This is a genomic window from Gardnerella sp. DNF00354 (assembly GCF_049262755.1).
Lineage (GTDB): Bacteria > Actinomycetota > Actinomycetes > Actinomycetales > Bifidobacteriaceae > Bifidobacterium > Bifidobacterium vaginale.
The window spans coordinates 230,128-243,009 of the sequence record NZ_CP058402.1; the positions used below are offsets into that span (position 1 = coordinate 230,128).

Here is a 12,882-nt window from a genome sequence, read left to right on the forward strand (position 1 = left end):
AGTACAAAAATACAAGAAAACCCCCGCGCACCCACCAGAGGCCACTTACCCTTGCTGCATTCCTGCCCTGGGGGGATTGGGTGACGTAGTGCCACGCGGAGGCTCTACCTATATTACACGATTTTGGCTACAAGTCGAGCGCAAGTCGCAAGAAACCGCACCATTAGGCGCGCCACACGCTTTTACCATGTTCTTTTGCAGCCTCAACATCTGCATTAAGCTGCGACTCATCTGCCTCAACATCTCCAGCAATATAGCGCTCAACGAGTTCGCGCGCCTCGCTATCTTCATGCTGAACAGCTGGCGACTTCATAAAGTAGGAGCTAGGAGCCAAAATAGGCCCCGAAAGCTTGCGATCCAATGCAATCTTCGCCGCGCGCACAGCGTCTATAACAATGCCTGCAGAATTAGGCGAATCCCACACTTCGAGCTTGTACTCTAAGCTAAGCGGAACATCGCCAAAAGTGGTGCCCTCTAAGCGCACAAACGCAAACTTGCGGTCGTCAAGCCAAGCAACATAATCCGAAGGACCGATGTGCACGTTGTGATCATCCATATCGTGCGGAACAATCGAAGTAACTGCGCGAGTCTTAGAAATCTTCTTCGACTCAAGCCTAGAGCGCTGCAACATGTTCATAAAGTCCATGTTTCCGCCGACATTCAACTGGTAAGTGCGATCCAAACGCACTCCTCTATCTTCAAAAAGTCGCGCCATAACGCGGTGCGTAATCGTAGCTCCAACCTGGCTTTTAATATCGTCGCCAATAATCGGAACGCCTGCATCGCGGAACTTTTGCGCCCAAACTGGGTCGGAAGCAATAAAAACAGGAAGGCAGTTTACAAACGCGCATCCAGCTTCCATAGCCGCCGTAGCATAAGCCTTGTCTGCCTGCTCGGAGCCTACTGGCAAGTAAGACACAAGCACGTCTACATGCAAATCGCGCAAAACCGCGGCAACATCCACAGGTTCTTCTTCAGATTCGTCAATCATCTGCTTATAATAGTCGCCCAAACCATCGTAAGTAGGTCCACGCTGCACTTTAACACCAAGATTAGGCACGTCTGCAAAGCGAATCGTGTTGTTTTGCGAAGCATAAATCGCCTCGCTTAAGTCATGGCCAACTTTTAAAGCGTCAACGTCAAAAGCTGCTACAAACTCAATATCTCGCACGCGATATTGCCCAAAAACAGCATGCATTAATCCTGGAATTTTATCGCCATCATTGGCATTTTTGTAGTATTCAACGCCTTGAACCAACGACGAAGCACAATTGCCAACACCGGCAATGGCAACGCGGATACTCATATAAACTCCTTGCCCAAAAACAGCAGCATATAATCATGCTGCACTAACACACTTTTATAATACTAGCTTTTACAAATATTACACATGATATTACATATGATTAAAATTCCTCGCCAAGCGCTAACTTGGATTATATGGTTGCAAATAGTAATGGACAAAATTCGCACTCTTCTAATACAGGACGCACTGTAAGAAGCGCGACTTCTGCAGAGGAAAGACGACGCGCAAACGCCAGAACTGGAACAGCCAGACCAAGCGCAACAAGGCAGAGGCGTCAAGGAAGAAGACACAAAAGAATCCGCGACACGTGGCGAACAAAACATCCAATCCTATTTTGGGCATTAATCATAATTTTTACGCCAATAATCCTTGGCACACTCGTATTTGCGGTTATGTATGTGAACACCGACATTCCGCAGCCAGATAAGATTGCAATGGCAGACAAAACCAAGGTGTACTACGCAGACGGAAAAACAGAAATCGGTAGTTTTGCGGAGCAAAATCGAGAAATCATAAGTTGCTCTGCGCTAAAACCATATGTTGGCAACGCGATAGTCGCAAGCGAAAACAGATCGTTCTACAAAGACGGTGGAATTGATTTTAAAGGAATTGGACGCGCAATAATTCACAACGTAACTTCTAAAGGACGCTGGGGCGGGTCCACAATAACACAACAGTATGCAGAACGCTACTATCTTGGTGAAACAAAAACGTATTTAGGCAAGCTTCATGAGGCGATTCTAGCTCTAAAAATCGCGCAAACACAAGATAAAAACACTGTGCTATGTAACTATATGAACACTATTTATCTTGGTCGCGGAGCGTATGGAATTCAGGCGGCAGCAAAAGCGTACTTTGGTGTAGAAGCAAAGGATCTTACACTATCTCAAGCAGCAATGCTGGCTGGAATAATCCCTGCACCAAGCAGCTGGGATCCTGCAATCATGCCTAAAGAAGCGAATATGCGATTCAAGCGCGTTCTTAGGATTATGCGTGAAGACAAGTACATTACTGACGCAGAATATAAAAGCGCTAAAATGCCACAAACCATTAATCAGACTAAGCAAAACGTTTATTCAGGACCTCAAGGTTATTTGCTTCACATGGTTCGCAGCGAGCTTACTCAAAGCGGAGCTTTTACAAAGGAAGACCTTGATACTGGCGGATATCGTATTGTTACAACAATCGACAAAGCTAAGCAGGATTTAATGTTTAGTGTGGCAAGCCCTGCTATGGGTGGTCGCGGAATCACTCCAGCTGGGTTGCAAGTAGGTGGAATGAGTGTAAATCCTAAAGACGGGTCAATCATATCCGTTTATGCTGGAGATGATTATCTTTCTAAACCGCTTAATAATGCTACTCAAGCCCTTTATGAGCCTGGAAGTACCATGAAGCCATTCGCTTTAATCGGTGCTATTCAGGCTGGAACAAGTCTTAATACACTGTTTAATGGAAATTCTAACCTAAAGTTTGAAGGCATAGATAAGCCTGTTAACAACTATGCAAACACTAATTGGGGAACAATCAACCTTTATAAAGCAACAGCAAACTCCGTGAACACGCCGTTTATGTCTTTGCAGCAAAAGCTTGGGCGTAGGGCTGTGGCTCATACTGCTGTTACGGCTGGCTTGGATCCTAAGAGGATTAATGGCGAAAATCCGTTCACAGTGTTGGGTAACGACCCTGTGCATGTTAGCGAAATTGCGCGAGCCTATTCTACTATAGCAAGTCAGGGGCGTAGACCAGATATTCATATTGTTGCTAGCGTTAAGAATCCAGATGGTAAAGAATTTTATAGAGCTCCAACATCTGGACGACAAGTGTTTTCTCCAGCAGACATGGCTCTTACCACTAAAGCTCTGCAAGGCGTTGTGCAATATGGTACTTCTACAGAAGCTAGGGGTGTTGGCAAACCTATAGCTGGAAAGTCTGGTACTGCAAACGATGAGACTGCATGCAGCTTTGTTGGTTTTACTCCTAGTGTTGTAACCGTGTTTGCTATATGGTATCCGAATGCGCAAGGAAATCCTCAGCCTGTTCCATCTTTCCGCGGTTATCCAGGCGGTGTTGGGTATTCTGCGCACTTGTTTACAAAGTATATGCGTCACGCGCTTACTGGAATGCCTACCGAGAAGTTCCCAGAAGCTAAGGATAACGGCAAAATTGGTGGCGAAGATGGCAAGTGGGGACTTGGCGGTAATAGGCGTACTTCGGAATACGACTACTCGGATAGAGCTTCTGACGATAAAGAGCCTTATAAGGAAAATAAGGATAAAGTAGATAGGACAGAAAATAAGCCTTCAGATTCTGCAGGCGCGGCTGCTGGCGACTCTTCACGCGCATCCGAAGGATCTTATGGATCTGGGCTTGGTTCGGGAGAGTCTGGTCAGTCTGGTCAGTCTGAACGCGATTCGTCTGGAGCGTCTGGTTCTGCAGGGTCGCAATATGGATACACTGGATCAGATACTCAAGAAGGCGCTGCTGGCGGCGATTAAGCTACGCAATCTTGTACATTTTTTACTTGTTGTTGCACGAGGGCTGGGTGTTTCTACGCTCGCGCGGATTAGCCGCGCTCGCTCCTTCGCCGCATGTAAAGTCCACTGGACTTTACATTTAAGCGGCTCAGCGAATCGAGGTGACTTCTCGCGCATTATGCAGCTCGAAGTCGTCGATTCGCGCGATAATGTAGCGCTCAAGCGTTTGAGGCGTAACATCTTCGTATCCATGTATATCAGCGAATTGCGGTCCGTTACTTACGTCTAGATTCGAGTACGCTGTTTGTGCAAGAGTCGTCGCCCCCGAAGCCGCAGCCGACTTTAACCCTGCAAACGAATCTTCAATAGCGATGCAATACTTCATGTTTTGCGCGCTAATACCAAGCAGTTTCCCTGCTGCTAAATATGGCTCGGGACTTGGCTTTGTAGCATATCCATCGTCTCCGCAAATGTATCCTGCAAACGCACCTTTTGGCGCATGGTTCACAATGTTTTCAACAAGTCGACTTGGTGAATTGCTCACTAGAATCGAAGGGATTCCTGCATCCGCTAATTTTTGCAAAAGATTCAGAACGTCTGGTACCCATGGAACCTCTATCTGCTCTTTTTGCGCTACATAATCCACCATCGCGTTGCCGATTTCTTCAACGCCCATTTTTGTTCCGCGAGCAATCATGGCTTCAGCAACGTCTTTTAAAGATCCACCGGAATACTGCCAAGCTAATTCTTCGCTCCATTCGCCACCATGTTCTTTTGCGATTTGGATTTCAGCATCATGCCAATATGGTTCCGAATCAATTAACGTGCCGTCCATATCCCAAAAGACTGCGGAAAGCTTGTGATTTGTGGTGTTTTGCGCTGCTGTTGTGTTTATTGCCATTAATACCCTTTGTTTTGTCGCTTTACGTATGCAATATTTATATTTTATATTTACATTTTATATTTAAACATTTGATTAGTATTTAATAATATCTAAACTAATGTTAGACTTCTACATTGCTATATTCTGAATGCTCGCCACAAAACAACAGACTTATCGTCGTTTAAATCATCATAATCACAATTGTTGTATTGAGTATCATCTTGCGAGTGAGAATGTTTATTATACGATGATGGCAATGCGCGCTGTTGAACACGAATATCGCGTCGCCAATCCTTTGCGCTTTGTGACCTTTGAACTTCTACAATATTCCCATCTACAGTCGCAGTAAAAATATTTCGTTCAGCGCAATTGGCTTCTTCAATCAAATGTCTTACTTGTCTTTTAAGCTGGCGATTTTCTTCTTGCAAAGCCAAAATACGCATTATTCCAGCAAGATTTACTCCATCCTCTTGGCTTAGTTTTTGTGTTTGCACAAGCCTATCTATGTCTCTAAGCGAGTATCTTCTAGCTCCACCTTCTGTACGCTGTGGCATAATCAAGCGCAGCCTGTCGTACTGTCTTAGTGTTTGTGGATGAGTGTCGGTTAGGTTGGCTACGTGGCTTACTGTAAAAATCGGCATGTCGATTTTAAAGCCGACTTCATCTGCGCCGTCAAGAGTTGCGCTTCCACGCACTAACGCCACTGCACACATTTCGTACAATGCTTTAGTTTGGCGCTCCAACCTAACCATGACTTTTCCTTTCTACACGCATGCGTTAAGCGATTTGTTGCTATGCTCGCAAATCGTTCACTTCTTGCTCATATGATTCTCCGCATGCCTTGTTGAATTCTTTTGCAGCACGCTTTATCATCATGCCCGATCGCTTTGGTATTTGTATTTGTACGATTCCTACAAAGGCTCCATTTTTACCTGGCACGCCTTCGCCTTCTACACGTACTTCGCTACCGCTAGATGTTCCAGCTGGCACTTTAAACACTACTGGCTTACCATCTAGGTTTTTAAGCGTGACTTTTGCTCCGCGAACAGCCTCATCTAGTGTAAGCGGAAGATTTGCCACTAAATCACAGCCGCGTATAGAAAAATTATCGGTTTTTTCTACCTGCACCTGTAAGTACATATCTCCAGCTTCTCCACCAAACTTCCCTGGCTTGCCCTTGGACTTTAAGCGGATTTTTTGCCCATCTTTTACTCCTGCTGGAATATGAGTTTTAAACGACTCTCCGCCCGATCGCAGCGAAACCGTAGCACCTTTGAACGCTTGTTTAAATGTTAGTTTGATTGAAGTTGTAATGTCTTCACCGCGTTCAGGCGAATTTTGTGGAGCATATTGACCATATTGACCATATTCTGCGCCACCATTAAAGCCACTTCCTCCAAATCCTTGCGAAGATTGCGCTCCTGCACCTCCCGTAAACATGGAGAATATGTTTCCCATGTCTGGTCCAGCTCCGCTTGTGGAGAATCGCACGCGAGACCCATTTGAGCCTCCGAACATCGATGAGAATATATCACTGAATCCACTTGCGTCGAATCCGCCTGCTCCAGAGCCTCCAGCGAATCTTGCTCCGCCCGCTCCAAATTGGCGTATCGCATCGTAACGCTGACGTGTTTGTTTATCTTTCAAAACGTCATACGCTTCGGACACGTCTTTGAATTTTTCTTCCGCTTCTTTTGTTTTGTTTAAATCAGGATGATATTTTCTAGCTAGTTTTCTGTATGCTTTTGTGATTGTGTCTTCGTCGGCATCTTTGGAGACACCGAGCACTTTGTAGAAATCTTTGGCTAACCATTCATTTTCAGCCATTTGTGCCTCCTTCTTATGTTTCGAGCACATTGGCATAACATTTATATATATAAACCTTAAATACAAACCTACTCGTGTTGGTTTTGCGTTTTTAAACAGTGTTTTCAACGTTTTAAACCAGCACGAGTAAGTTTTTATGGGATTCTTCGCTAGTCGGTAACTGCGTTTTATTGCGCTACATACAAACCATACGAATGTTTCACAGCGTGTTTCACGAGCTTGCTGGCGATGCAACAACCACTCTAGCTGCGCGAATCACTCGATCTCCAATCCTGTATCCTGCTTCTACAACAACATCTACTGTGTCTTTTGTAGCGTCTGGATCTGGCTTATGCAGAATCGCATCGTGCTTAGTCGGGTCAAATTCTTCGCCCTTTTCGCCGAACTTTTCAACGCCGAATTTCTCAAATGCTTTGTCTAACTTTGCGGCAACGGCTTTAAATGAATCGTCCATATCGCTATGTTCACGAATACGATCAATATCATCTAAAGCAGGTAGCAAAGCTGTTAAAACATCGATAATTCCATGTTGACGGAATCGATCTTGCTCTTTAGAAGCACGGTTGCGGAAGTTTATGAACTCTGCTCGCTCGCGTTGCAACGCTTCCAAATACTCCGCCGCCTCTTTTTTGGCTTTGCCAAGCGGTGTTAAAGAATCTTCTTCTTCGTTGCTTTGCTTGCCTGAAGAATCATTATTTTCTTGAGACTTACTAGCGTTGGCTTCATCGTCGGTTGCTGGCGACTTTCCACGTTCGGCACTTGCATTAGCGTCTACATCTTGCGTTGGCGTATCTTGCGTCGCCGAATGCTTTGCCTCATGAGCAGCTGCGTCTTGTGCTTCGTTTTGTGATGCATTCACATGCTCATTAGACGAGGCTGCACTAGCAGAATCAGCTGGATTTGACGATTCTTCCAAATCGCCAGCATCCGAAGGCACATCTTCCAATCCGCTCAAGTAGTCGTTGGCGTTAAACTCGGACATTACTTGTTGTCCTTATCGTCCTTGTCGTCGTCCACCACTTCGGCGTCAACCACGTCGTCATCCTTTGCAGAAGATCCAGCGTCAGCATTTGCGTCAGATGCAGCACCAGCAGCACCAGCAGCACCAGCAGCACCAGCAGCACCCTGCTGAGCGTAAAGCTGCTGACCAATCTTTTGAGCAGAAGTCATAAGCTCGCTCTGAGCAGACTTAATCTTCTCAATATCATCGCCCTTCAAAGCTTCCTTCAAAGCATTCACCTTTTCGGTAACTTCCTTGGAGATTTCGTCAGAAAGCTTATCCTTATTGTCGTTTACAAGCTTTTCAGTCTGGTAAGCGAAGGATTCTGCCTGGTTGCGAGTATCCGCTTCTTCCTTACGCTTCTTATCTTCAGCTTCGTGAGCTTCAGCTTCCTTAACCATGCGGTCAATCTCGTCCTTTGGCAAGCCAGAACCGCCAGTAATCGTCATGGACTGTTCCTTGCCCGTGCCCTTATCCTTAGCGGAAACGTGCACAATGCCGTTAGCATCAATGTCGAAAGTAACTTCAATCTGAGGAACGCCACGAGGAGCTGGAGCAATACCAGTCAACTCAAAAGTACCAAGAGGCTTGTTATCGCGAGCAAACTCACGTTCACCCTGGTATACCTGAATCAACACGGATGGCTGATTGTCTTCTGCAGTAGAGAATACTTCAGATCGCTTAGTTGGGATTGCGGTATTACGCTCAATAAGCTTCGTCATAATTCCACCCTTGGTTTCAATGCCCAAGGAAAGTGGAGTTACATCAATAAGCAGAACGTCTTTGCGGTCTCCCTTAATAACGCCCGACTGCACGGCTGCACCAACAGCCACAACCTCATCTGGGTTCACGGACTGATTCGCTTCCTTACCGCCCGTAAGCTCCTTTACAAGATCCTTAACGGCTGGCATACGAGTTGAACCACCAACAAGCACCACGTGATCAATCTGGCTTACGGAGATGCCAGCGTCGGAAAGCACGTTGTTAAATGGCGTACGGCAGCGGCCGAGCAAGTCGGAAGTCATTTCCTCAAAGTGAGCGCGAGTCAAAGTTTCATCCAAATGCACTGGAGTTCCGTCTTGAGTCATTGCCAAGTACTGCATAGAAATTGAGGTAGAAGTAGAAGAGCTAAGCTCCTTCTTTGCTTGCTCAGCAGCTTCCTTCAAGCGCTGCAAAGCAATCTTATCCTTGCTCAAATCAACGCCGTACTTGTTCTTAACTTCGCCAACAAGCCAGTCGATAATCTTCTGATCCCAGTCATCGCCACCCAAGTGGTTATCGCCATTAGTTGCCTGCACCTGAATTGTGGAGAATCCGTCATCATCCTTACCAATTTCGAGCAAGGACACATCGAAAGTACCGCCACCCAAGTCGAACACCAAAATGCGCTCGTCTTCCTTGCCTTTTTCGAGGCCGTAAGCCAAAGCTGCAGCAGTTGGTTCGTTAATAATACGCAGCACGTTCAAGCCTGCAATCTTACCTGCATCCTTAGTTGCCTGACGCTGTGCATCGTTGAAGTAAGCTGGGCATGTAATAACAGCATCGGTTACTGGCTCACCAAGGTAGGCTTCAGCATCGCGCTTCAACTTCATTAAAACCTGTGCGGAAATCTCTTGTGGAGTCCACTTCTTGCCGTCGATTTCAACAGACCAATCAGTGCCCATGTGGCGCTTTACAGAGCTAATCGTGCGATCAACGTTTGTAACTGCCTGACGCTTAGCAACTTCGCCAACCAAGATTTCGCCCGACTTGCTGAATGCCACCACGGATGGTGTTGTGCGTGCACCTTCAGCGTTAACAATAACTGTTGGGCTTCCGCCTTCTAGTGTTGCAATGCAGGAGTTCGTTGTTCCTAAATCAATACCTACTGCGCGTCCCATAATATCTCCTAGCTATCTTTATCTATGTACCTTTTAATCTATGTACTCAAATTCTTGGCAGCCAGCCTTGCGACTAGCCACTTTTTCTTTTTACAAAACTTGAGTCTAACACACTCAAGTTATTAAAGTCAAATATTTTGGTGCGCGTTTCGTAAAAACTTAACACTCCCACACTCAACTTTTGCATTAAGCAAAGTTCACGCAAATCTAAAATGTCGAAGCGAGTTATCAATGGCGTTATATCGCGCCAAAACCCCAATAAGCGGCTTTCCTATACCAGTTATAATCTTGATTGCTTCAGTTGCCATCATTGCGCCAACAATAGCTGCAGTTGCGCCTAATACAGCCGATTTTGGCACTTTTTCTTTAGGCGGAGGGCAAGCATACAAGTCACGCAAAGTAGGTCCTTTTCCTGGCACAAAAACGCTTACTTGACCTTCATAATAAAGAACTGAGCCATAAACTTCTGGCGTGCCAGCGCTCCAAGCAGTATCCGCAATCAAAAAGCGCGTAGCAAAATTATCACAACCATCAATTATTAAGTCGTGATTTTCTACAAGTTGTTTTGCGTTGTCTTCATTAAATCTATTTACAAGGTTGATTTTTAAACCTGGAGATAATGCCTGCAAGCGCTTAGCTGCAAGCTGCGCTTTCGACTTGCCACACTGATCAACAGTGTATAAAGTCTGCCTTTGCAAATTAGAAAGCTCTACAACATCGTCGTCGCAAATCGTGATTTCACCAACTCCTGCAGCAGCAAGCGAAAGCAAGCACGGCGAACCAAGTCCACCTGCCCCAACCATGCAGATTTTAGCATCGCGAAGTAACTGCTGATGTTCATGCGTAAAGCCTGGCAGGAGCAAGTGGCGGCAAGTGCGTTCCGCCTCAAGCTCCTGCAGGTTGTCATAAATCTTATTAATCGTCATGCTGAATAATATGCCGAATAATATTCTGAAAAATTACAGTACCGAAATTTACAGTACAGAATCAGCCCAAGCGCGACCTTCAACAGGCGAAGACGCGAGCGCATGCTCACGCTTAGGAATACGGCCAGCATCGTGAGCAAGCTTACCAGCAGTTACAGCAGCAGCCATTGCACGACCCATCTTTACAGGATCTGGGCAGCGAGTTACAGCGCTTGCAAGAAGCACGCCCGAGCAACCGATTTCGAAAGCTTTCACAACATCGGAAGCAGTGCCAACGCCAGCATCCAAAATCACAGGAACGCCAGATTCTTTGCTTTCTTGAACAATCAGCTCAATGTTTCGAGGATTCAAAATACCAAGTCCAGTTCCAATTGGAGCACCCCCTGGCATAACGGCCTTCACACCAAGTGACACAAGGCGACGAGCCACAATCGGATCGTCATTAGTGTAGCAAAGAACGCTAAATCCTTCTTCAACTAGCTTTTCGGCAGCAAGCAAAACTTCGCGAGTGTCTGGGAGCAAAGTATCGTCGTCTGCAATCACTTCGAGCTTAATCCAATCAGTTCCAAGTGATTCACGAGCCATTTTTGCTGTAAGAACAGCATCATGCGCAGTTTTGCAACCAGCAGTATTTGGCAAAACGTTAATGTTATGGCGTTGCAACATACCGTAAATATCAACGCCAGTTTTTGCGTGACGACGCAACGCAACAGTTGCTACTTCCGCGCCTGAAGCAACAAGTGACTTTTCCATAATGTCAATGCTTGTCATTCCGCCCGTGCCAAGCAAAAGCCTTGAATGTAAGGTCTTACCGCAAAGCTGCCAAGTATCGACATTTTCTTCATTATTTTCTATATTTTCCGTCATTTTAAGCCTTTTATATAAATTTTTTGAAACTATACTCAAATTATTTGAAATCAACCGCTTATTGGGGATCAGCCGCCTATTGAGGGTCATCCGCCCTGAACCGCGCTGAGAATTTCGATTTTATCCCCATCGCAGATGATGGTTGATTCCCATTGGGCGCGCTTAAGCACATCGTCACCAATGGCGACCGCAATGCCAAAACCAGAGTCAGATCCGTAGAGTTGTGCAACAAGTTGAGCAATAGTCAAGTTATCCTTCACTTGAGTGGTTTCACCATTGACGACGATTTGCATAATTCAACCTTTATTAACGTCTATTAAAACTTGCGTTTCTAGAAACTTGCGTCACTAGAAGCGAGCAGGATTGCAGCTTTCCAAGAAGCCCTTTTCCTTCTCAGTCAACTCTTGCTCAAGCACAAGCTTTGTAGTCAAAGAAGAACCCAAAGCTGTGAGCAAAATGCCGTGACGGAAATAACCGGTAGAAATAGTTGTGTGCGTCTTAGGATCAATACCGATGAATGGTAAATCGTCTGGAGTTCCAGGGCGTCCACCAGCGGTAACCTCAGTAATCGAGCATTCCTGAATGCCAGGAAGTACGCTTGCAGCATCACGAAGCAAATCAAGCACGCCGCCAACCTTTGGAATATCGCGGTCGTCTTCGCGAGAAGTAGCGCCGAGCACAAGCTCGCCTGTTTCCTTAGCGCGAGGCACCAAATACACTGGGCGGTCATGCACAAATCCACGAACCACAGAGCTCAAAATTGGGCGCAAAGGCTCTGGAATAGTCATACGAATCATATCGCCCCACACAGCGCGAAGCTTAAGCTGAGGAAGCATTTCCTTAGCACCCAAACCAGATGCCAAAACCGTGTCTGGACCCAAATCGTCTGGAGTGCTTGCGCGACGCTCAATAACAACACCACGCTTTTCAAGTGCATCAATCATTGCTGCAGTAAACTGACGAGGATTAATCTGATGATCATCCGGAACGCTTACAGCACCTGCAATCGTCGGTGAAAGCGCAGGTTCAATTTCGCGAAGCTTACTCACAGAAATATGCTCAGCTCTACGTCCGTAACGGTGCTGCAAGTTTAGCAACTCGTTTACGTGCTCGTTATCTGCAGCGTCACCGCCAATTACGTAAGATCCGCACTCTAAGTAGCCAGTTGGCTTATCGGTGTACTTTGCAACCGAATCAACCAATTCCTTATACATAGTTGCAGACTCAAACATGAGTGGATACAAAGCATCCTGCTGATATTGCATTTCTGCGGTAGGAGCTAACATGCCGGCAGCATGATGAGAAGCGCCAGAGACTGGATCTGGATCAATTATGCTAACTTTTACGCCAGCTTCTGTAAGTCTCCAAGCTGTTGCTAGACCAATGATACCTGCACCAATAATACGAATATTTCGCATAATACTCCTTCCCTACGGCGGCATTACCCGCATCAGGTTTACGGTCGGCTTTCGCCCTCTCAGCCTGTATAGAACAAGCTCCCGCGTTTCGTCTATTTTGGTTAATTTCAAACCTTTTAGACTGTTTTTAGATTATTTTTTAGACTATTTTCTCTTTTTGACTTTTGCAATCACAACTACTGGCGATTATTCGCGATAGTGCAATCCTGCAAACGTCCCCATACGGGTGATTTGCAATTTTGCTTTGCATAAGTCACAATTACGGATTTTAACACTTTTGTGAAAAATTACTAAATTCACT

11 protein-coding genes and 1 other RNA gene are annotated in these 12,882 nt (G+C 45.8%); 1 reads left to right on the plus strand and 11 read right to left on the minus strand.

Translation table 11 applies throughout. The features are described 5' to 3' along the window. Positions 1–11 precede the first annotated feature (11 nt). Positions 12–108, minus strand: an RNA gene (gene ffs / locus HXT24_RS00870) — signal recognition particle sRNA small type. Positions 109–163: 55 nt separating this feature from the next. Then, positions 164–1,306, minus strand: coding sequence for an inositol-3-phosphate synthase (locus tag HXT24_RS00875; RefSeq protein ID WP_004124088.1), 1,143 nt, complete (start codon positions 1,304–1,306; stop codon positions 164–166). A gap of 134 nt (positions 1,307–1,440) precedes the next feature. On the opposite strand from HXT24_RS00875, the gene HXT24_RS00880 reads away from it, so the two are divergent. Further along, the gene (locus tag HXT24_RS00880) at positions 1,441–3,801 is read left to right on the plus strand and encodes a transglycosylase domain-containing protein (protein ID WP_422119443.1); all 2,361 of its coding nucleotides are present in this window, start codon (positions 1,441–1,443) and stop codon (positions 3,799–3,801) included. A gap of 127 nt (positions 3,802–3,928) precedes the next feature. Here the strand turns inward: HXT24_RS00880 and HXT24_RS00885 are convergent, their stop codons facing one another. From HXT24_RS00885 to thiO, 9 genes are all read right to left on the minus strand, one after another. Next, positions 3,929–4,681, minus strand: a complete 753-nt coding sequence (locus HXT24_RS00885) for an HAD family hydrolase (protein ID WP_422119444.1) — start codon at positions 4,679–4,681, stop codon at positions 3,929–3,931. Between the two features lie 119 nt (positions 4,682–4,800). Continuing rightward, positions 4,801–5,415, minus strand: coding sequence for a heat shock protein transcriptional repressor HspR (locus tag HXT24_RS00890; protein WP_016827605.1), 615 nt, complete (start codon positions 5,413–5,415; stop codon positions 4,801–4,803). Positions 5,416–5,455: 40 nt separating this feature from the next. Further along, positions 5,456–6,490, minus strand: a complete 1,035-nt coding sequence (locus HXT24_RS00895) for a DnaJ C-terminal domain-containing protein (protein WP_422119445.1) — start codon at positions 6,488–6,490, stop codon at positions 5,456–5,458. A gap of 211 nt (positions 6,491–6,701) precedes the next feature. Beyond that, positions 6,702–7,472 carry a nucleotide exchange factor GrpE gene (gene grpE, locus HXT24_RS00900; RefSeq protein WP_422119446.1) on the minus strand — a complete coding sequence of 257 codons (771 nt, stop codon included), beginning with the start codon at positions 7,470–7,472 and terminating at the stop codon, positions 6,702–6,704. Then, positions 7,472–9,370, minus strand: coding sequence for a molecular chaperone DnaK (gene dnaK, locus HXT24_RS00905; protein ID WP_422119447.1), 1,899 nt, complete (start codon positions 9,368–9,370; stop codon positions 7,472–7,474). Before dnaK ends, grpE begins: the two co-directional genes overlap by 1 nt. 197 nt (positions 9,371–9,567) lie before the next feature. Further along, positions 9,568–10,296: a HesA/MoeB/ThiF family protein gene (locus tag HXT24_RS00910; RefSeq protein WP_422119448.1), complete on the minus strand. Its 729-nt coding sequence runs from the start codon at positions 10,294–10,296 to the stop codon at positions 9,568–9,570. Positions 10,297–10,344: 48 nt separating this feature from the next. After that, on the minus strand, positions 10,345–11,163 hold the full coding sequence (locus HXT24_RS00915) for a thiazole synthase (RefSeq protein WP_422119449.1): 819 nt from the start codon (positions 11,161–11,163) through the stop codon (positions 10,345–10,347). A gap of 86 nt (positions 11,164–11,249) precedes the next feature. Next, positions 11,250–11,456, minus strand: a complete 207-nt coding sequence (gene thiS / locus HXT24_RS00920) for a sulfur carrier protein ThiS (RefSeq protein ID WP_004118156.1) — start codon at positions 11,454–11,456, stop codon at positions 11,250–11,252. 54 nt (positions 11,457–11,510) lie between these two features. Further along, on the minus strand, positions 11,511–12,581 hold the full coding sequence (thiO, locus tag HXT24_RS00925; RefSeq protein WP_004118154.1) for a glycine oxidase ThiO: 1,071 nt from the start codon (positions 12,579–12,581) through the stop codon (positions 11,511–11,513). Positions 12,582–12,882: the final 301 nt, after the last annotated feature.

Bases quoted from the DNA above. Each gene is read 5' to 3' on its own strand.
- HXT24_RS00915 (WP_422119449.1), bottom strand. From the start codon at position 11,163: ATGACGGAAAATATAGAAAATAATGAAGAAAATGTCGATACTTGGCAG.
- HXT24_RS00910 (WP_422119448.1), bottom strand. From the start codon at position 10,296: ATGACGATTAATAAGATTTATGACAACCTGCAGGAGCTTGAGGCGGAA.
- dnaK (WP_422119447.1), bottom strand. From the start codon at position 9,370: ATGGGACGCGCAGTAGGTATTGATTTAGGAACAACGAACTCCTGCATT.
- thiO (WP_004118154.1), bottom strand. From the start codon at position 12,581: ATGCGAAATATTCGTATTATTGGTGCAGGTATCATTGGTCTAGCAACA.
- thiS (WP_004118156.1), bottom strand. From the start codon at position 11,456: ATGCAAATCGTCGTCAATGGTGAAACCACTCAAGTGAAGGATAACTTG.
- HXT24_RS00880 (WP_422119443.1), top strand. From the start codon at position 1,441: ATGGTTGCAAATAGTAATGGACAAAATTCGCACTCTTCTAATACAGGA.
- grpE (WP_422119446.1), bottom strand. From the start codon at position 7,472: ATGTCCGAGTTTAACGCCAACGACTACTTGAGCGGATTGGAAGATGTG.
- HXT24_RS00885 (WP_422119444.1), bottom strand. From the start codon at position 4,681: ATGGCAATAAACACAACAGCAGCGCAAAACACCACAAATCACAAGCTT.
- HXT24_RS00895 (WP_422119445.1), bottom strand. From the start codon at position 6,490: ATGGCTGAAAATGAATGGTTAGCCAAAGATTTCTACAAAGTGCTCGGT.
- HXT24_RS00875 (WP_004124088.1), bottom strand. From the start codon at position 1,306: ATGAGTATCCGCGTTGCCATTGCCGGTGTTGGCAATTGTGCTTCGTCG.
- HXT24_RS00890 (WP_016827605.1), bottom strand. From the start codon at position 5,415: ATGGTTAGGTTGGAGCGCCAAACTAAAGCATTGTACGAAATGTGTGCA.